An 18,875-nucleotide genomic window follows, 5' to 3' on the forward strand; every position below is an offset into this window, starting at 1 on the left:
CATCGGGGGAACTGCATATGGAGGCTCGGCAGTGAAGCATTACGAGGTGGTGATCGTGGGCGCCGGAATCTCCGGTATCGGCGCGGCGGTCCGGTTGAGCCAACAGGGGATCGACGACTTCGTTCTTCTCGAAAAGGGAGACGCTGTCGCGGGTACGTGGCGCGACAACACCTATCCGGGATGTGCCTGCGACGTCCCCTCTGCTCTGTACTCGTACTCGTTTGCACCCAACCGGGACTGGTCCCGTCTCTTTGCCGGGCAGGCGGAGATCCGGCACTACATCGAGCGAGTGGCCGGGGAACACCGCATCTTTCCCCGCGTGCGTTTCGGTACCGAGATGCGTCGCGCCCAGTGGGACGAACAGACCCACCGATGGATCATCGAGACCTCCGCCGGCGTGATCACGGCCGGCGCGCTCATCGCGGCAGCAGGTCCCTGGAACGAACCCCTCGTCCCCGACGTCCCCGGACTCGACACGTTCCCGGGCGAAGTGTTCCATTCCTCGCGGTGGAACCACCGGTACGACATGACCGGAAAGCGCGTGGCGGTGGTCGGCACGGGTGCGTCCGCGGTGCAGTTCATCCCCGAGATCCAGCCGAAGGTCGAAGCCCTGCACGTGTATCAGCGCACGGCCCAGTGGGTGCTGCCCAAGCCGGACTACGCCCTGCGCGCCTTCGAGCGCACCGTACTCCGGCGTGTGCCGGGCGCGCACGACGCTCTCCGGCGCGTCGAGTACGGCCTCATGGAGGCGCTCGGACTCGGCTTCCGAAACCCGTGGATCATGAAGGTGATTCAGCAACTCGGCAAGATATGGCTCCGACTTCAGGTGAGCGAACCCCGACTCCGCGAGACGCTGACGCCTCGGTACACGCTGGGTTGTAAACGACTTCTGTTCTCCAACAAGTACTACCGGTCCCTGGCCCGACCCGGCGTCGAGGTTCATCCGACGGCCGTCGCGTCCGTGCGCGGGAACGTCGTGGTCGCGGCGGACGGAAGCGAAACCGCCGTGGACGCGATCATCTTCGGCACCGGCTTCCACATTCTCGACATGCCGGTCGCGAGCCGAATCTTCGACGCGCAGGGCCGTAGCCTCGACGACCACTGGAAGGGCAGTCCGCAAGCATATCTCGGAACCACGGTCGCAGGGTTCCCGAACGCATTCGTTCTGCTCGGCCCGTCGCTCGGCACCGGCCACACCTCGGCATTCACGATTCTCGAAGCGCAACTCGGTTACGTCCTCCAGGTGCTGACCCGTGCGCGGCAGGAGGGATGGACCCGCGTCGAGCCCCGCCGCGCCGCGCAGGACTCCTTCAACACGCGCGTACAGAAGGCACTCGCCGGCACGGTGTACAACGCCGGAGGCTGCCAGAGTTACTTCTTCGACGCCAACGGCCGTAACAGTTTCAACTGGCCGTGGTCGACCCGGCGGATGCTGAAGGAGCTTGCGGCATTCGACGACACCGCGTTCGACGTGGCGTCGGCTTCTCGTGCGGACGTAATCACGGCGCCGCCGTCCTGACCAGGGGTCAGGACGGCGGCGTGCTTCGTCAGGGCACGGTGTATTCGGTGGAGCAGTCGTAGTACGTAACGTTCTGCCCGTTGTCTGCGGTGTTGGTGACACCGGTGACGGCCGTGATCCGGCCCGGTTCCGTGTTCTGGACAGGCAACTCGATGATCGTGTCACCAGCGTCGATACGCGCCGTTGCCTCGCCGACGCCGTTGAAACCCGTGTCGAGGTTTGCCCAGACCACATGCGCCCTCTGGGTGTACGGCGCTGCAGACTGCGAATGGGTGTGGAACGTGAAGATCACTTGCCCGGGTGCGGGCGAGGCCACGGTGACGTCACTGCTGTCGAAACGACCGAAGTCGTTGGGATCGACGTAATCGATGCTGCAGAACGGTGTCTCGACGGGATCCTTCGGCGGGAACAAGTCGACGGAGTTCCACGGGACCGCGTGCGCCACACCCACGCTCAGTGATGCGGCCGCGACGGTGACGAGCGGGGTGACGATCAGGCGGGACAGTTTCCGGTGCATATCTCTCCTCGGACGGTTCAGTGGCGCAACAGGCACGCACGAAAATGGCCGGGTGGTGAGAGAATCCTGGCATCGCGATACGTTTCCGGCGCCCGAAAACCTCGGATACGTTGGCGCCGTGTGCGTTCAGCGGACGCTCCGGAACCCCAAGCCCGCTAGGACGGGGTATACACGTCTCGCTATCCCCCTTTCACGTTATACCGCATCGGGCGACCTCATGAGACCCGGATTTTCGGCCCATACTCGCTCGCAGAGTGCTCGGGCGCGCAGCGAGAGGAGCGGGCATGAACTACGTACTGGGTCTAGGTGAGGTCGGGCGGGAACAGGGGGCGCCGGCAGGAGGAAAAGGGGCGAATCTAGGAGAACTCACGAGGGTCGCAGGGACGCGTGTGCCGGACGGCTTCTGCGTCACAGCGGATGCATTCACGCGTGCCATGGACGCCGTTCCGTCATTCGGTGACCTGCTCGATCGACTGTCGCTACTCGACCCGGACGACCGCGACGGGATCCGTGTGGCGAGCGGGACGCTCCGCGACTCCATCGAAGATCACGGCGTTCCGGACGATGTCGCGGGCGCGGTCCTCGCGGCGCTCGGCGGGTTCGGTGGAGATGCCGCCTTCGCGGTCCGGTCCAGTGCCACCGCCGAGGACTTGCCCACGGCGTCTTTCGCCGGACAGCAGGATTCGTACCTCAACGTCTCGGGCCGTGACCAGATCCTTCGGTGCGTAACGCGATGCTGGGCGTCGCTGTTCACCGAGCGGGCCGTCACCTATCGAATGCGGAACGGATTCGACCACCGGCAGGTCCGTATGGCTGTGGTCGTGCAGAAGATGGTGTTCCCGGACGCGGCGGGGGTTATGTTCACCGCCGACCCGGTTACCTCCGATCGCACGGTCGTTTCCGTGGAAGCAGTCTTCGGGCTCGGTGAGGCGCTCGTGTCGGGCTCGGTGAACCCGGACGTCTACAGCGTGCGCGCAGGCGATGTCGTCACCAGGGCGGTTGCCCGGAAACGGCACGCTCTGTGGGCTGCGCCCACCGGGGGAACGCGCGTCCGGGAAGTCGAACCGGAGCGGCGGAACATCCCCGTCCTGTCCGACGCGCAGATCCTTCGTCTCGCGCGTCTAGGGCGGGACATCGAGGCTCATTTCGGCTGCCCCCAGGACATCGAATGGTGTCTGGTGGGCGACGACTTCCGCGTCGTCCAGAGCCGGCCCGTCACCACCCTGTTCCCGCTCCCCGCAGTACGGGACGGAGAAAAAAACGTCTACGTGTCGGTCGGACATCAGCAGATGATGACCGACGCCATGAAGCCGTTGGGAATCTCCGTGTGGCAGTTGACGAGTCCGGCACCCATGCGTGATGCGGGAGGACGGTTGTTCGTCGATGTCACCGCTGCGCTGTCCGCACCGGCGACCCGTGCCGCCCTGGTGGAAGGCCTCGGAAGATCCGATCCACTCATCGGGGATGCCTTGCACACCGTTCTCGCCCGCGCGGATCTCGTTGGATCGGGCACCGACGAGCAGCCGGGCGGTCCCGTGCCGGACGCACCCGACCTGCTCGACGCGGACCCGGAGGTCGTCACCGAGTTGATCGCGCACGCGGAGGCCTCTCTGGACGCGTTGCAGCGCGAGATCCGTGGCAGATCCGGGACGGCGTTGCTCGATTTCATAGAATGCGACATCCAGGAGCTGAGACGGCTGTTGTTCGATCCGCGAAGTCTTCGGGTGATCACCTCCGCGACGGAATCGGCGCGGTGGCTCGACGCCCATCTCCACGAGTGGCTCGGTAAGAGGAACGTTGCCGACACGCTCGCGCAATCCGTTCCCCACAACGTCACCTCCGAGATGGGTTTGGCGCTCCTCGACGTCGCGGACGCGATCCGGCCGTACCCGGAGGTGGTGGAGTTCCTTCGGCATGTGGCGCGATCGGGTGGCGACGACGAACGTTTCCGGCGGGAACTGGGTGAGATCCCCGGCGGTCGGCAGGCCGAAGCCGCGATCGACGAGTATCTCGCCGAGTACGGGATGCGCTGTGCCGGCGAGATCGACATCACGAGGCCACGCTGGAGCGAACGGCCGACGGCTCTGGTGCCGGTGATCGTCGGCAACGTCGAGAACTTTGCTCCCGGCGCTGCGAGGCGGCGTTTCGAACACGGCCGGCGTGAGGCGGAAGAAAAGACACGCGAGTTGCTCGGACGCCTACGGACGCTGCCGGACGGGAATCGGAAAGCCGACGAGACCGAACGGATGATCGACCGTCTCCGGACTTTCTCGGGGTACCGGGAATACCCGAAGTACGCCATGGTCAGCCGTTATTTCGTGTACAAACGAGCACTGTCCGCCGAAGCCGAGCGCCTCGTGCACGCAGGTGTACTCCGCCACCGGGACGACATCTTCTACCTGAGGTTCGAGGAACTGCGCGACATCGTGCGCACGCATCGAGAGTGCGACGCCCTTGTGCGGGAGCGGAAAGACTTGTTCCGCACGTACACGTCTCTCACGCCCCCTCGGGTCTTCACGTCCGACGGGGAGGTCATCGTGGGGGAGTACCGGCGTGAGGACGTCCCCGACGGCGCACTGACCGGCATGCCGGTCTCCGCCGGGGTGGTCGAGGGGAGAGCCCGGGTGGTCGACGACATGGCGAAGGCGGACCTCGAGCCGGGCGACATCCTGGTCACCGCGTATACCGATCCGAGTTGGACCCCATTGTTCGTCTCGATCGGCGGGTTGGTCACCGAGGTGGGCGGACTGATGACCCACGGCGCGGTGGTGGCACGGGAGTACGGCGTGCCGGCCGTGGTGGGCGTGCAGCACGCCACCGGGACGATCCGGGACGGCTCGCTCATTCGCGTGAACGGGACGGACGGCTACGTCGAGATCATGCCCGAGGCAGGCACGGGACGTGACGCACCCCCGGGTCCGTGATCAGTGCGGATAACCCCGGCGCACGGTGCGCGCCAGGATACCGAGCGACGATTTGAGAGTCGCCTCGGAGATCACCGGAAAGATGCCCGCCTCGCGCCACGTCGGGTGGATCTCGGACCAGTCGTAGTACGACGTCACGAGAGAACCGTCGTCGACGGGTTCGATCCGGTAGCCGTAGATGTGCCCGATCTGGGGTCGCACTCTTCCCAGGATGGTCCAGGAGATCTCGCGTTCAGGGAGGAAGTCTCTGATCGTGACCGTGACGTCGTATTCACCCATCGGAATGTCACCGAGGGCCTCCCGGTCCATGTGAACGACGAATTTATCGCCGGCCGCGGTCACCACCGGGCCCTCCGCGTCCATCAACATGCCGGAACCGTCGATGGCAACGTGCCCCTGGGGGTCGCACAGCACCGCGAAAATCGCTGCGGGATCGGACTTGACGGTCCGCTGTACTTCGATCCGATCGGTCGTCACGCCATGATGGTGCCAGAGATACGGGATCACCGCACGGGAGTGCCGGTTGCTCGCGACGGCCTGCTCCAGCATGTGCGAGGCGCAGGAGGGCGACGACCGTCCGCACCGTACGAGTGCGGTACTGTCCTTTCCGGTGCGCCGGGAAGTCTGGTCGGCAAGGTGATGATCTCACTCTCGAGCCGGAGGACTGTGTGTACCGTCGTGTTGTATCTCCAACCCCGCCTGCCGGGATGCCCGGCGCGTTGACTCCCGTCGTGAATTCTCGGCCCGGCCGATGCTGCCCCGCACGACAGTCGGCCGCGCTGTCTTCCGAGGACGTGTGATGTCGAGCATCTTCTCCGGCCTTCCGTTCCTGTCCCGTGGTTCCTGGGAGGAATCCCGGCGTGTGGCGGACATTCTGCGCAAAGAAACGGTGGGCGGCATCCTGCTGCTCGTCGGGGCAGTCGCCGCGCTCATCTGGGCGAACACCGCGTGGTCCGACTCCTACCACGCCTTACGCGAGACCACCGTCGGTCCGTCGGCCCTCCACATGGATTTGTCGTTGGGCACGTGGGCGGCGGACGGGCTGCTCGCGGTTTTCTTCTTCGTCGTCGGTGTGGAACTGAAGCGCGAATTCGTCGAAGGCAGTCTGCGGGATCTGCGCCGCGCCGCGATGCCTGTCACCGCCGCGCTCGGCGGCATGGTGGTCCCCGCGCTGATCTTCGTTGCGATCAACGCGCGCGGCGGTGCGGAGGCGCTCAACGGCTGGGCGGTCCCCACCGCGACCGACATCGCGTTCGCGGTGGCCATCCTCGCTGTGATCGGCGCACACCTGCCGTCGGCGCTGCGGACGTTTCTGCTCACGCTGGCCGTGGTGGACGACCTCCTGGCGGTGACGGTGATCGCCGTGTTCTATACCGACGATGTAAAGCTGCTCTTTCTCGGCGCTGCGTTGCTTCCCCTGCTGGCGTTCGGGTTCGCCCTGCAGCGCGGGGTGAACGCATGGTGGGTGCTGGTGCCCTTGGCTGCTGTCACCTGGTGGCTCGTCCACGAATCCGGGGTGCACGCCACGATTGCCGGCGTCCTGCTCGGGTTCGTGGTTCCGGTGTCACGGATGGTCGACGGTAAGAAGATTCCGGTGGCCGAGCACATCGAACACCGGATTCGCCCGCTGTCCGCCGGAGTCGCGGTACCGGTGTTCGCGTTCTTCGCCGCCGGCGTGACGGTCGGCGGCCTCACGGGGTTGGCCGATGCCCTCACCGATCCCATCTCCATCGGCGTGATTGCGGGCTTGGTCATCGGTAAGGTCGTCGGAATCTTCGGTGTCAGCTACCTGGTGGCGCGCTTCACCCGCGCGCACCTGGACGACGAACTGAGCTGGGTCGATGTGTTCGGTGTCGCGCTGCTCGGCGGTATCGGATTCACGGTGTCGTTGCTGATCGGGGATCTCGCGTACGGCGCGGGGACTCCTGCCGCCGACCACATCAAGGTCGCCGTCCTGTGCGGCTCGCTGCTCAGTGCCTTGTGCGCTTCGTCGGTGCTTGTCGTCCGCAACCGCACCTACCGGAGGATCGTCGCACTGGAGACGGTCGACGACGACGGAGACGGGATCCCCGACGTCTACCAGAAGGGTGAGCGTCATGCCTGAGATCGGGCTCGGCGCGGCGCCGGGAGGCAGAGTTCGGCCGAGCTCGGCGCGGGACACAGTCCCCGACTTCCGCACTGTCCCCGAGGTGCGCACTGTCCCCGAGGTGCGCACTGTTCCCGAGGTCCGCACGCGGACACACCGTGATGCTGCATCGTGTACGAGGAGAAGATCGTGAACTGGACCGTATTTGCCGTCTTCGTCGTCGTGTGGGTGTGCGTCGGATTGCTGACGGGTCTATGGATGGCGCGCCGCGGACACGACGGTCGATGGACACTCATCGCGGTGATCCTCGGGCCGTTGTTCGTCCCCATTGCGTACGAGCGAGTCGAACGCAATCCCCGCTCCGTCGACGTGACGTCCGTCGACAGCTGGGGCGCCGACGCCGCGAAGGCGTCCGGACTCCGCGTAATGGTCGGGTACGACGCTTCCGTCGAGGCCGAGCACGCGCTGCACTCGGCGCTGCGCTTGTTCGGGAGCGGCGGCGGAGTTCTCGAGCTGGTCGCGGTCGTGTCCTACGACGACGCCAACGACCCCGACTCGACGATGGTGGACCGGGCGAAGCAGCGTCTGACCGCGGCAGCCTCCGGCGCCGGGACCGTTCCGGTGGGTTACGCGGTTCTTGCAGGTCCGCCCGGAGAGTGCCTGCGCTGGTACGCCGAGAACCACCGTGCAGACGTGCTGGTCGTCGGGAAGCGGGGCCGCGGGATGTCGACCCGGATGCTCGGCAGTGTGGCGGAGTACCTCACGGCGCACTGTCCGGTCCCTGTTCTCGTGGTGGATCCGACGGTTCCGTCGGAAGGGCAGGATTCCGCAGAACCCACTGTGGCCGTTCGGGTGAGCCCACTCGACTCGCCGAGAGAAACCGGAAACCGTTAGCGATCCCCCATGTTTCCCACGCATCGACGACGGTCGATCCGGCCACGGCGGTGGGCGCAGCGAACGCCGGGCGGCGTCGGACGACAGCCGGGGGAGCGGTCGCCCGCCTCAGTGAAGTCCGCGCCGCTGAGCCTCGCTCGTGAATTGTCCGAGGGCGGCGCGAGCCTCTTCCTCGGCGACGGTGTCTCCTTCGGAAGCGAAGTGGCGCAGTCTGTTTCGCCAGAAATAGAGGCCTTCTACGATCTCGTCGTCCGAAAGGTCGGCGGGCACCCCGAAGTTCCCCATGCGGTGATTCTCTGCAGGAAGTCGGCCCAGCACAAGGGATGATCGTCGCGCGATCAGGGACCTTCGGACCTGGATATCGTGTCCTTTCTGTGGATCGTGATGATCGTCCGTCGTCACTGCGGGAGCATTGCCTTGCCTCCTGGTGGGTCCGGAGTACTACCGGTAGGTCGCGCAGTCCGGTGTCGGCTCGTACCGTTTGAAGTATCGGATTCGATGTCCGCACGACAGGAGGCACACGATGGGAATGCTCAGCAGGGTCATCAAGGGCGGCGTGGCCGTCAAGGCAATTCAGGTGGTCAAGCGCGAAGCGTCCAAACCGGAGAACCAGCGCAAGGCGCGCGAGTTCGCTACCCGGTTACGCGACAAGCGCCGCTCGCGCTGACGTGTGACGGCGGAGGTCCGCAGAAACACTCACCCGTCCCGCCGCGTTCCGGCGACGAATAACTCTCGTACGAGTGACCACGAGGAGAGCGGGCGAGCGATGAAGGAGCTTGATACCGGATTCTTCAGCTGGACTGCCCGGCGGGTGAGCCTCGGTGGGGAACTGCAGGAGGTGCGTCGAGGCGAGCACGTGGACGTTTCCTTGCCCGCAACGACGCGCCCCAGCCATCTCGTCGTCTACCACGACGACGAAGCCGACTACGTCGCGCTCGTCGTCGGAGATGCTGCCGGAAACGAGGACGTCCCGGTCCATGCCGTCCACGAGGAACAACTCCTGCTCGAGGGTGGGCGCAGTACTGCCCCTGTCGAGATCCTCGTCGGGGTACCCGACGGCCGTGATCTGGGCGCGCAACAGAGAGAACTCGACCGTCAGTTGTGCGCAGGCGGGCCGATTCGGTCGATGCTGGAATGTTCGGGGGTGCGGTCGGTGGTCGTGAGTTGGTCCGGGCCGTCGAGGACGTCGGCGTCGCCCTCGCCGGAGTAGGGGTCCGAGTTCGTCGCGCACCCTCGGTCGGCCCGGTGGGCCGGGCGTCCGAACGGGGAGTGGGGATACCCCGAGGGGTATACTGAGAGGCGGCGCCCGCCTGACGCAAAGCGGGCCCGACGCCGGACCGGAAAGGAAACACCCATGACCCTCGCACTCTCGACCACTCTCGCGACCACCTTCGACGACGCACTCGACCGGACTCGAAAAGCATTGTCGGAGCAGGGTTTCGGTGTTCTCACCGAGATCGATATGAAGGCGACGCTCAAGGCCAAGCTCGACGAGGACATCGAAGACTACGTGATTCTCGGCGCGTGCAATCCGCCACTCGCGCATCGCGCCGTGACCACGGACAGGCAGATCGGAATTCTCCTGCCCTGCAATGTCGTGGTGCGTCGGGACCCCGAGAACGACGACGTGATCATCATCGATGCGATGAACCCGCAGATCATGGTGCAGGTGGCCGACACCGAGGGGTTGCGTGAGGTCGCGGAGGACGCCGCCGCCAAACTCGCAGCCGCGATCGACGCACTGCAGAACGACTGATCCACGACCCTGCGTGATCCGGCGGTACTGCTTCTCTCGGGTCTCACGAGCCGCCGCGACCGTTCGCCCGCTTCCGTCGAGCGCCCGCGCCCGCACGGAGGCGGCGCTAGAGTTGAACCGGCCGCCAACACGCTTTCCCGATGGGAAGGACTTTGCTGTGGAGATCGGATTTCTCGGCCTCGGCACGATGGGTACACCGATGGCCCGCAATATGGCACGAGCCGGAAACACCGTCTCCGTCTGGAATCGAAGCCCCGGCAAAGCCGGCGCTGTGGTCGAGTACGGTGCCACGGAAGTCGACTCGCCGGCGGAGGCGTTGCGTGTGCCCATCTCGTGTAGTGCACTCGCCGACGACCACGCATTCGCGGGCACCGTACTGTCTCCCGACTCTCTCGCTGCGATGCCGCCGGGTGCCATCCACGTCAACCTCGCCACGGTGAGCCCCGAAATGGCTACCCACGCTGCGGAGGCGCTGACAGGTATCGGCGTCCGCTACGTGGCCTCCCCGGTCTTCGGGCGCGCGGAAGTTGCGGACGCGGGCAACCTGACGGTGCTCGCCGCGGGTGACTCCTCCGCCGTGGAGGAAGTGGCTCCGCTGCTCGAGGCGATCGGACGCCGGACGTGGCGGATCGGCGAGGACCCCAAGCAGGCCAACATCGTCAAGATTCTCGGCAACTATCTGATCGCCAACGCACTCCAGGCCATGGCCGAGGCGACGACCATCTCGGAGAAGGTGGGCGGATCACCGGAGTTGCTGATGAACATCATGAACGACAGCTTGTTCCCCGGTGCCGTCTACGAGGGCTACGGGCGGATGATCTCTCGTCGCACGTATGAGCCGACCGGATTCGGACTGGCTCTGGGGCTGAAGGATGTGCGTCTCGCACGCGCCCAGGCGCGGGAGGCCGATGTGACACTGCCGTTCGGAAGCGTGCTCGAAGATGTGTTCATCGATGCGCTGGCCCACGGGCAGGCCCGTCAGGACTGGTCCGCGATCACCGAGGCGACCCGGCGCAGGGCCGGTCTGACCGGGGACACCACCGCCTAGGTGCTGTCCGCCGGTTCGTGGGATTCCGGATCGGGTATGCGCCCCATCCGTAGGCATGTGACGATCCCGGCGAGGCCTGCGACAAGGGGAACGAGCAAGGCAACCTGGAGAGCGCGAGGACGGCTGTCCGTGTTGATCCGAACGATCTCGTCTCGAATCACCGGCGGCTGTTCTACGAGCAGTTGTTCGAGTTGTGTGTTGCTCATGACCTGCGCGTCGTCCTCGAGCACGTGCGCGACCTGACGCTGCTCGGCCGGAGGGAGTACGGTGCTCGATTCCGCCATGGACGTGAACGTGAAGGACAGTGTCGCCAGCATCAGAGCACCTGCGAATGCGAGTCCGAACGAGAGTCCGAACGACCCCGACGCGGAGTTGACCCCCGCCGCTTCGCTGATGCGCTCTTCGTCGATCGGTGCGAGTGTGTAGTTGTTGAGCTGGGACACCAGCAAACCGAGGCCGGATCCGGCGATCATCAGGGGAAGTATGAGCCCCCATCCGAATTCGGCTCGCGGCACGATCGGTATCAGCGCGGCGATGCCGATCGTCAACAGCACGAATCCTCCGCGGATGATGCTGCTGGGGCGCCGGTCGCCGGCCTTGTTGCCTGCGAGCAACGCCACCGCGAACATACTGAGAGACAGCGGCGCGAGCGACAGTCCCGCTTGCAGCGCGTTGTATTCGAGCACCATCTGTAGGTAGATGGGCAACGCGATCATCGTCCCGCCCAGGGCGATCTGCTGGAGCATCTGTCCCGTGATTCCCAGCCGGAACATCGTGGAGTGAAACAGATCCGGGTCCAGCAACGTCGTCTTCCCTCGATGTTTGCGGCGCACGAGCCAGCCCGCGAGGCAGACCAGCGAGAGTGCGCCGAGCACGAGGAGCACGCCGACGAACTCGCCGCCTTCCTGCCACACCAGAATCCCCAGTACGACGCCACCCATTCCCACGACGGAGAGGGCGGCGCCGACCAGGTCGATCGTCCGCGGACCGGTGTACGGCACGTCGCGGACGAGTCCGATCCCGCACAACACGATCCCGATGAGGACAACCTCGAGGACGAAGCCCACCCGCCACGACAGGAACGTGGTGATGAACCCGCCGAGCAGTGGCCCGACCGCAGCGGCGATCGCGGCGGCCGCCCCGACCAGGGCGTAGACCTTCTTCTGCGCCTTCCCTTCGAAGTTTCCGTGGATGAGGGATTGCATGGCGGGTAACAGCAGCGACGCGCCGATACCGCCCAGGACGGCCCAGAAGACGATGACCGCCGTGAGGGTCTGTGCGAGTGCCATGGCTGTCGCACCGACGGCATAGCCCAGCAGGCCGAGTACGTAGGCCCGCTTCCGTCCGATGAGGTCGCCGATCTTGCTGCCGATCAGGATGAACGCGGCCGAGACCAGTGCCTCGAGCGCGATCGCCGACTGAACACCGCTCACGGTCGTGTCGAGATCGCGAACCACAGACGAGATGGACACGTTCATCAGTGAGGTATCGACGACGAGGACGAACATCGCCATCGCCAGCAGGAGACCCAGCAGCCGCCGAGGAGCCACTACTTCCCCGGACGATTCGCCGGCAGGTGGGTGTTCGCTCATGCGGTGTGCACCGCCGTTCGGTCGGGGTCGCCGGAGCGGCCGGGAAGCCACACCGGTACCCGGTGTGATACCCATCCCGAGATCGAGTTTCCCACGAGCGAGGGCGATGCAGGCAGAGGTCGCGAAGGTTCGTGCGGCCGCTGACCCGCCGTCCGTCTTCTCGTTCGGGCCGGTCACATACCTCGCGGCGGTTACGGTGAGTGCACACTGCGCTGAGGTCAGGAGTCGTCGTGCCCAAGCTGGAGATCAAGAAGACGTCCGAGCTTTCTCGTAAGGAAGCGTCCGAGCGGCTGATCGAACTCGGCCGTGCTCTCGCCGACGGCTCGGAGGTGGAGCTGGGATCGTCCGGTGACTCGGTGACGATGGAGGTCGCCGACCGAGTGCGGTGGGAGCTGGAGATCGAGGTCGAGGGCGACGAGATCGAAATCGAAATCGAAATCAGCTGGCGCGACGCTTCGTCCGGCGCATCGGGGGCCGAGGAACAACCGTCGACGGAGCCGGCGAGCCCGTCTCCTGCCCGGCCGGCGCGCCGGGGACGGCCCCGCAAGACCCCGGCAAAATGACCCCGTGGCGCACGCCCGTCCAGCCGGGCCGGTCTACGAGAAGTCGCCGTGGCGGCCTTCTCCGTCGCTGAACCGAGCAGCGCCGTGGGTCGTATCGACCGCGAGAGATTCCATCCCGACCCGGATCTCGAGTGCCATGGCCTCTCGCTCTGTGCGTCCGAACTGGTTGTGAGCCGACCGGCGGTCGTTGCGCATGCAGGTTTGCGGAAAGCGCGTCAGCTCTCGGGCAAGCTGCTCTGCGGCTGCTCGCGCGGTGCCGGGCTCGACCACACGATTGGCCAGGCCGAAACCGAGCGCCTCGTCCGCACCCACCGGCCGGCCGGTCAGAATCATGTCCATGGCCCGGCTCTCGCCGATCAGTCGCGGTAGGCGCACGGTGCCGCCATCGATGAGCGGTACTCCCCAGCGCCGGCAGAACACGCCGAACACGGCGTCCGACGCGGCAACCCGCAGGTCACACCAGATCGCAAGCTCGAGACCACCGGCCACCGCATAGCCCTCGATCGCCGCGATCACCGGTTTCGACATGCTCAGGCGCGTCGGGCCCATCGGGCCGTGACCCTCCACCGCGACGGTGTTGGCTCTCTCTGTACCGATCGATTTCAGATCGGCGCCGGCGCAGAACGTCCCGCCCTCGCCGTACAGGACGGCGACGTCGGTGCCGGGGTCGGTGTCGAACTCTTCGAATGCCCGCGCGAGTTCCGCAGCCATCGCACCGTCGACGGCATTGCGACGACCCGGTTGCGCCATGACCACCGTGGTCACGCGATCCTCGGTCTCGACGCGAATGGACTCGTATCTCGTCATCTTCCCGCTCCGCTCCCCGTCATCGCTCCCAGTGTGAAGGGGAGTGCGGCAGAGCCGGGGCAATACTCAGTATCGACCGGGGCATGTCACTCGCTCCGGGGCGAGTGTGCCGGGGGATCGACGACAGCGTCCAGAGCGGAACCCGCCGGTTCGGGGAGTCGGGCTTCGAGTAGGAGGCCACCGATGCCGACCGCGATACACACGGCGCTGACGACCATCAACGCAGGATCGGCCCGGCCGGTGAGGGCATCGCCGAGCAACACGACACCGACGGTGCCGGGAAGGATGCCGACCATCGTGGCGAGGGTGTACGGCACGAATCGCACCGACGACACCGCGCAACAGCAGTTGACGACAAAAAACGGTGCAGCCGCGATCAATCTCAGGGACCCGACAGCGAGCCAGCCACGGCGAGCCAGACGCAGATCGACCGCTTTGGCGGCGGGGTGCGTCAGATGCGCCTCGACGACGGTGCGTCCCACCGCGCGCAGCAGAAGAAACGCCAGAATCGCGCTTGCGGTCGTTGCGGCGACCGACACCGCGATTCCGGTCACGCTCCCGAAGAGCACACCGGCGCTGAGCGTGAACACCGTTCGCGGCACGGGAGCGATCGTCACCAGGGTGTGGACCGCAAAGAACGTGAGGATCAGCGTGGGGCCGTTCACCGACTGGGACCACTCCCGAATCTGTCCTACGGAGGGGAGCGGAACCAGCAGCGCCACGGCGATCAGGCCGGCGAGCAAGAGGAGGAGACCGAGGATCCTGCGGTCTCCGATAATCCTCGTCACGGGGTCTGAGCGTACCCGCGGGGCGCGGTACTTCCGGAGGCGCCGCGACCGGCGTGCCCGATCACACACTGCGGACCACATTTATCGATCGTTAGAGAATCTGTGGGAATCCCCACAGTGAGTGTCCAGAGTGTGCGGCTAGCATCACAGCGACAAAGGTTTAACCTTTTCGGGATCATCCGCCTCCGGCCCACAACGCCGCCGAACAGATCCTGCATGCCGCAGTAGGAGGAATCGCACGTGTCATTAGCTGCAGAAGCCGAGGACGCCGCGCGCGCATATGCGCAGTGGCAGGACGCGGTCGCGGGAGTGCTCGCGAAGTCTCGGCGTGTCGACCCGGCAGAACTCGGCCCCGAGCCGCAGCGACTGCTCGAGACCACGACGTACGACGGTGTCACCGTAAACCCCCTCTACGGCATTCGCGACGAACGTCCCGAAGTCCCGTTGCCCGGTGAGTTCCCGTTCGTACGCGGAGGTTCCTCCACCCGCGACGTCACCACCGGTTGGCTGGTGTCCGCGCAGTTCGGCGGCGCCGCGGCGGCGACCGGTTACGGCACCGCCACCAAGGTCAACGAGCGCATCCTCAACGGACTCGAAAACGGCGTCGGTGCACTGTGGCTGCGTGTCGGCGGCACCGACCTTCCCGTCGAGTCTCTCGGCGCAGCCCTCGAGAACGTGCTGCTCGACCTCGCGCCGGTAACACTCGACGCCCGGGCCGACACCGTTGCGGCCACCGCAGCGCTGTACGCGGTGGTCGACTCCCGCAGCGACCTCGCCGACCCGGACGCCGTACGCCTCTTTCTCGGCGCCGCGCCGCTGACCAGCGAATTCTCGGGCCGCGGGGACATCACCGTGCCGGAAGCGATCGAACTCGCGGTCGTGGCGGCAGAGCGCACCGGCACGGTTCGGGCCCTCACCGTCGACGGCACCGCATTCCATGACGCCGGTGCCTCGGACGCCGAGGAACTCGCCGCCTCGGTCGCCGCCGGTCTCGCGTACGTTCGCGAACTGATCACCGCCGGACTCTCGCCGGAGCAGGCGCTCGGACAGATCGAGTTCCGCCTGGCTGCGACGGACGATCAGTTCCAGACCATCGCGAAGTTCCGCGCGGGCCGGCAAGTGTGGGCACGTATCGCCCAGGTGGTCGGCGCACCGGAAGCCGGCAACGCTCCCCAGCACGCAGTCACCTCGGCCGCGATGATGGCCCAGCGCGACCCCTGGGTGAACATGCTGCGCACCACCCTCGCCGCATTCGGCGCGGGCATCGGCGGTGCCGACGCCGTGACCGTGCTGCCGTTCGATGCCGCTTTGCCGACGGGCGCGCTCGGCGTGTCCGAAGGGTTCGCCGCACGCATCGCCCGCAACACCCAGTTGCTGCTCCTCGAGGAATCCAACCTCGGCCGCGTTCTCGACCCCGCCGCCGGATCCTGGTACGTCGAGGAACTCACCGCGCAGATCGCCGCCAAGGCCTGGGAGTTCTTCCAGGAGATCGAAGCTGCCGGTGGATACCGCGCCGCCCTCGAGTCGGGGCTGGTCGCCGAACGCATCGCCGCGACCCGTGCGCACAGGGAAGACGACATCGCGCATCGCAGGACCGCGCTCACCGGCATCAACGAGTTCCCCAATCTCGCCGAGGCCCCGCTCCCCGCCGGAGCCGCGGACGCCGGCACGTTCGCCGCGCGCTATGCGGCGCCGTTCGAGGCGCTGCGTGACCGCTCGGACGTCTACCTCGCCGCACACGGCGCCCGGCCGAAGGTGCTGCTCGCACCGCTCGGACCCGTCGCAGAACACAACGGCCGCAGCACTTTCGCCGCGAACCTGATGGCATCGGGCGGCATCGAGACCGTCAACCCGGGTCCGCTCGATCTCACGGGCGATGCCGTCGCCGCCGCCGTCAGCGGATCCGGCGCGAGTATCGCGATCCTCTGCGGCACCGATGCCCGGTACGGCCAGGAAGCCGCGACCGCCACCGCCGCGCTGCGCGCCGCGGGAATCACGACCGTGCTGCTCGCCGGACCGGAGAAAGCCGTCGGCGATGTGCAGGGCGAGAGCCGTCCCGACGGCTTCCTCACCGCCCGTATCGACGCGGTTGCCGCGCTGACCGACCTGCTCGACACCCTGGGAGCGTAAGTGAGTATCGAACACGAGATCGGCAGCTTCGCCGACATCCCGCTGACCGACCCGGCGGCGCCGGTGCCGTCCGCTCCCACTGCGGAGCAGGCCGACGCACTCACCGAATCCGTCGCCACCGCCAACCTGTACACCAAGGACCAAGTGGTGTGGTCCACGCCCGAGGGGATCGACGTCAAGCCGGTCTACACCCGGGCGGACCGCGACGCGATCGTCGCCGAGGGCTACCCCCTCGACAGCTACCCGGGGATCGCGCCCTTCGTGCGCGGCCCCTACCCGACGATGTACGTCAACCAGCCGTGGACCATCCGCCAGTACGCCGGATTCTCCACCGCCGCGGAGTCCAACGCCTTCTACCGCCGCAACCTCGCGGCCGGGCAGAAGGGCCTGTCGGTCGCCTTCGACCTCGCGACCCACCGCGGCTACGACTCCGACCATCCGCGCGTCCAGGGCGATGTCGGTATGGCCGGTGTCGCGATCGACTCGATCCTCGACATGCGGCAACTCTTCGACGGCATCGATCTGTCCCAGGTGTCCGTGTCGATGACGATGAACGGCGCGGTGCTGCCGATTCTCGCGCTGTACGTCGTCGCCGCGGAAGAGCAGGGCGTCAAGCCCGAACAACTCGCCGGAACCATTCAGAACGACATTCTGAAGGAGTTCATGGTCCGCAACACCTACATCTATCCGCCGAAGCCGTCGATGCGGATCATCTCCGACATCTTCTCGTACACCAGCGCGAAGATGCCGAAGTTCAACTCCATCTCGATCTCCGGCTACCACATCCAGGAGGCCGGAGCGACGGCCGATCTGGAGCTGGCGTACACCCTCGCCGACGGTGTGGAGTACATCCGTGCCGGGCTGGACGCAGGCATGGCCATCGACAAGTTCGCACCACGGCTGTCGTTCTTCTGGGCGATCGGAATGAACTTCTTCATGGAGGTGGCCAAGCTCCGCGCCGGCCGGCTCCTGTGGGCCGAACTGGTCGAAAAGTTCGAACCGAAGTCCGCCAAGTCGCTGTCGCTGCGCACCCACTCGCAGACCTCGGGGTGGTCGCTGACCGCGCAGGACGTGTTCAACAACGTCACGCGTACCTGCGTCGAGGCGATGGCTGCGACACAGGGTCACACCCAGTCGCTGCACACCAACGCGCTGGACGAGGCGATCGCGTTGCCGACCGACTTCTCCGCCCGTATCGCCCGCAACACGCAGCTGTTGTTGCAGCAGGAGTCGGGCACCACCCGGCCCATCGATCCGTGGGGTGGCTCGCACTACGTCGAATGGCTCACCCACGAGCTCGCCAACCGGGCCCGCGCGCACATCGCCGAGGTCGAGGAAGCCGGCGGAATGGCACAGGCCATCTCCGAAGGCATCCCGAAGTTGCGCATCGAGGAAGCTGCCGCGCGCACCCAGGCCCGTATCGACTCCGGGCGCCAGCCGCTGATCGGCGTCAACAAGTATGTTCCCGACGAGGTGGACACCATCGAGGTGCTCAAGGTCGAGAACTCCAAGGTGCGCGCCGAGCAGATCGCGAAGCTCGAGCGGCTTCGCAGTGACCGCGATGAGGCGGCAACGCAGGCCGCGCTCGCCGAGCTGACCCGCGCCGCCGCGTCCACCGAGGGTGGCATGGAGAACAACCTGCTGGCCCTCGCGATCGACGCGGCACGCGCGAAAGCGACTGTCGGAGAGATCTCCGACGCCCTCGAGAAGGTCTACGGGCGGCACCAGGCCGAGATCCGCACGATCAGCGGGGTGTACCGCGACGAGGCCGGAAAGGCGACCAACATCACCACGGCAACGGAACTCGTCGAGAAGTTCGCTGAAGAGGAGGGCCGCCGGCCCCGCATCCTCGTCGCGAAGATGGGACAGGACGGCCACGACCGCGGACAGAAGGTGATCTCCACCGCGTTCGCCGACCTCGGCTTCGATGTGGATGTCGGACCGCTGTTCCAGACGCCCGAAGAGGTCGCCCAGCAGGCGGCCGACAACGACGTGCACGTCATCGGTGTGTCGTCGTTGGCCGCGGGTCACCTCACTCTCGTTCCTGCTCTCAAGCAGGCACTGGCCGAGGTGGGCCGCGAGGACATCATGATCGTGGTGGGCGGCGTCATTCCGCCCGGGGATTTCGACGAGCTCTACCAGGCAGGTGCCGCGGCGATCTTCCCGCCCGGAACCGTGATCGCCGACGCGGCCGCCGGCCTGCTCACGAAGCTGGCAGCCCAGCTCGGCCACCACGTCCAGGGATAGACCG

General features: G+C 66.4%; 17 protein-coding genes. 11 read left to right on the top strand and 6 right to left on the bottom strand.

Going from position 1 to position 18,875, the window contains the following annotated elements:
* The first annotated feature begins 31 nt into the window (after nt 1–31).
* On the top strand, nt 32–1,519 hold the full coding sequence (locus ACLQ3J_RS03070) for a flavin-containing monooxygenase (RefSeq protein ID WP_425902097.1): 1,488 nt from the start codon (nt 32–34) through the stop codon (nt 1,517–1,519).
* A 28-nt stretch (nt 1,520–1,547) separates the two neighbouring features.
* Here ACLQ3J_RS03070 and ACLQ3J_RS03075 read toward each other — a convergent pair whose 3' ends face one another.
* A complete protein-coding gene (locus tag ACLQ3J_RS03075) occupies nt 1,548–2,036 on the bottom strand; it encodes a hypothetical protein (protein ID WP_422424297.1) in 489 nt (162 codons plus the stop codon).
* Between the two features lie 284 nt (nt 2,037–2,320).
* Here ACLQ3J_RS03075 and rph point away from each other — a divergent pair, with 284 nt between their 5' ends.
* Nucleotides 2,321–4,960, top strand: a complete 2,640-nt coding sequence (rph, locus tag ACLQ3J_RS03080; protein WP_425902098.1) for a rifamycin-inactivating phosphotransferase — start codon at nt 2,321–2,323, stop codon at nt 4,958–4,960.
* On the opposite strand, the gene ACLQ3J_RS03085 is transcribed toward rph, so the two are convergent.
* Nucleotides 4,961–5,437: a polyketide cyclase gene (locus tag ACLQ3J_RS03085; protein WP_425902099.1), complete on the bottom strand. Its 477-nt coding sequence runs from the start codon at nt 5,435–5,437 to the stop codon at nt 4,961–4,963. It lies immediately after the preceding gene.
* 322 nt (nt 5,438–5,759) lie between these two features.
* Here ACLQ3J_RS03085 and nhaA point away from each other — a divergent pair, with 322 nt between their 5' ends.
* Nucleotides 5,760–7,064 carry a Na+/H+ antiporter NhaA gene (gene nhaA / locus ACLQ3J_RS03090; RefSeq protein WP_425902100.1) on the top strand — a complete coding sequence of 435 codons (1,305 nt, stop codon included), beginning with the start codon at nt 5,760–5,762 and terminating at the stop codon, nt 7,062–7,064.
* A gap of 171 nt (nt 7,065–7,235) precedes the next feature.
* Complete coding sequence (locus ACLQ3J_RS03095) at nt 7,236–7,940, top strand: universal stress protein (RefSeq protein ID WP_169621938.1); 705 nt, start codon at nt 7,236–7,238, stop codon at nt 7,938–7,940.
* A gap of 108 nt (nt 7,941–8,048) precedes the next feature.
* Here ACLQ3J_RS03095 and ACLQ3J_RS03100 read toward each other — a convergent pair whose 3' ends face one another.
* Nucleotides 8,049–8,225 carry a hypothetical protein gene (locus ACLQ3J_RS03100; RefSeq protein ID WP_169621939.1) on the bottom strand — a complete coding sequence of 59 codons (177 nt, stop codon included), beginning with the start codon at nt 8,223–8,225 and terminating at the stop codon, nt 8,049–8,051.
* 244 nt (nt 8,226–8,469) lie between these two features.
* On the opposite strand from ACLQ3J_RS03100, the gene ACLQ3J_RS03105 reads away from it, so the two are divergent.
* From ACLQ3J_RS03105 to ACLQ3J_RS03120, 4 genes are all read left to right on the top strand, one after another.
* Nucleotides 8,470–8,607, top strand: a complete 138-nt coding sequence (locus tag ACLQ3J_RS03105; RefSeq protein ID WP_425902102.1) for a hypothetical protein — start codon at nt 8,470–8,472, stop codon at nt 8,605–8,607.
* Between the two features lie 99 nt (nt 8,608–8,706).
* Nucleotides 8,707–9,150 (top strand): hypothetical protein, encoded by a 444-nt coding sequence (locus ACLQ3J_RS03110; RefSeq protein ID WP_169652121.1) that lies wholly within the window; start codon nt 8,707–8,709, stop codon nt 9,148–9,150.
* 144 nt (nt 9,151–9,294) lie between these two features.
* Nucleotides 9,295–9,696, top strand: a complete 402-nt coding sequence (locus ACLQ3J_RS03115) for a DUF302 domain-containing protein (RefSeq protein WP_425902103.1) — start codon at nt 9,295–9,297, stop codon at nt 9,694–9,696.
* A gap of 157 nt (nt 9,697–9,853) precedes the next feature.
* A complete protein-coding gene (locus ACLQ3J_RS03120; protein WP_169652119.1) occupies nt 9,854–10,744 on the top strand; it encodes an NAD(P)-dependent oxidoreductase in 891 nt (296 codons plus the stop codon).
* On the opposite strand, the gene ACLQ3J_RS03125 is transcribed toward ACLQ3J_RS03120, so the two are convergent.
* The gene (locus tag ACLQ3J_RS03125) at nt 10,741–12,336 is read right to left on the bottom strand and encodes an MFS transporter (RefSeq protein ID WP_425902105.1); all 1,596 of its coding nucleotides are present in this window, start codon (nt 12,334–12,336) and stop codon (nt 10,741–10,743) included. The genes ACLQ3J_RS03120 and ACLQ3J_RS03125 overlap by 4 nt on opposite strands.
* A gap of 230 nt (nt 12,337–12,566) precedes the next feature.
* Between ACLQ3J_RS03125 and ACLQ3J_RS03130 the strand changes: the two genes are divergently transcribed.
* Nucleotides 12,567–12,899, top strand: a complete 333-nt coding sequence (locus ACLQ3J_RS03130; RefSeq protein ID WP_425902107.1) for an amphi-Trp domain-containing protein — start codon at nt 12,567–12,569, stop codon at nt 12,897–12,899.
* Nucleotides 12,900–12,932: 33 nt separating this feature from the next.
* On the opposite strand, the gene ACLQ3J_RS03135 is transcribed toward ACLQ3J_RS03130, so the two are convergent.
* On the bottom strand, nt 12,933–13,706 hold the full coding sequence (locus tag ACLQ3J_RS03135) for a crotonase/enoyl-CoA hydratase family protein (protein ID WP_296549528.1): 774 nt from the start codon (nt 13,704–13,706) through the stop codon (nt 12,933–12,935).
* Nucleotides 13,707–13,792: 86 nt separating this feature from the next.
* On the bottom strand, nt 13,793–14,494 hold the full coding sequence (locus tag ACLQ3J_RS03140; RefSeq protein ID WP_296549529.1) for a TVP38/TMEM64 family protein: 702 nt from the start codon (nt 14,492–14,494) through the stop codon (nt 13,793–13,795).
* A 240-nt stretch (nt 14,495–14,734) separates the two neighbouring features.
* On the opposite strand from ACLQ3J_RS03140, the gene mutA reads away from it, so the two are divergent.
* Both mutA and scpA read left to right on the top strand, forming a co-directional pair.
* Nucleotides 14,735–16,624, top strand: a complete 1,890-nt coding sequence (mutA, locus tag ACLQ3J_RS03145) for a methylmalonyl-CoA mutase small subunit (RefSeq protein WP_425902109.1) — start codon at nt 14,735–14,737, stop codon at nt 16,622–16,624.
* The gene (scpA, locus tag ACLQ3J_RS03150) at nt 16,625–18,871 is read left to right on the top strand and encodes a methylmalonyl-CoA mutase (protein WP_425902111.1); all 2,247 of its coding nucleotides are present in this window, start codon (nt 16,625–16,627) and stop codon (nt 18,869–18,871) included.
* Nucleotides 18,872–18,875: the final 4 nt, after the last annotated feature.

Source organism: Rhodococcus sp. DT1 (genome assembly GCF_049844875.1).
Classification (GTDB): Bacteria; Actinomycetota; Actinomycetes; order Mycobacteriales; family Mycobacteriaceae; genus Rhodococcus.

What these genes read in the sequence shown, in the direction of transcription:
- ACLQ3J_RS03110 (WP_169652121.1), top strand. Translation starts at nt 8,707, where the DNA reads ATGAAGGAGCTTGATACCGGATTCTTCAGCTGGACTGCCCGGCGGGTG.
- ACLQ3J_RS03125 (WP_425902105.1), bottom strand. Translation starts at nt 12,336, where the DNA reads ATGAGCGAACACCCACCTGCCGGCGAATCGTCCGGGGAAGTAGTGGCT.
- rph (WP_425902098.1), top strand. Translation starts at nt 2,321, where the DNA reads ATGAACTACGTACTGGGTCTAGGTGAGGTCGGGCGGGAACAGGGGGCG.
- ACLQ3J_RS03135 (WP_296549528.1), bottom strand. Translation starts at nt 13,706, where the DNA reads ATGACGAGATACGAGTCCATTCGCGTCGAGACCGAGGATCGCGTGACC.
- ACLQ3J_RS03115 (WP_425902103.1), top strand. Translation starts at nt 9,295, where the DNA reads ATGACCCTCGCACTCTCGACCACTCTCGCGACCACCTTCGACGACGCA.
- ACLQ3J_RS03105 (WP_425902102.1), top strand. Translation starts at nt 8,470, where the DNA reads ATGCTCAGCAGGGTCATCAAGGGCGGCGTGGCCGTCAAGGCAATTCAG.
- ACLQ3J_RS03100 (WP_169621939.1), bottom strand. Translation starts at nt 8,225, where the DNA reads ATGGGGAACTTCGGGGTGCCCGCCGACCTTTCGGACGACGAGATCGTA.
- nhaA (WP_425902100.1), top strand. Translation starts at nt 5,760, where the DNA reads ATGTCGAGCATCTTCTCCGGCCTTCCGTTCCTGTCCCGTGGTTCCTGG.
- ACLQ3J_RS03075 (WP_422424297.1), bottom strand. Translation starts at nt 2,036, where the DNA reads ATGCACCGGAAACTGTCCCGCCTGATCGTCACCCCGCTCGTCACCGTC.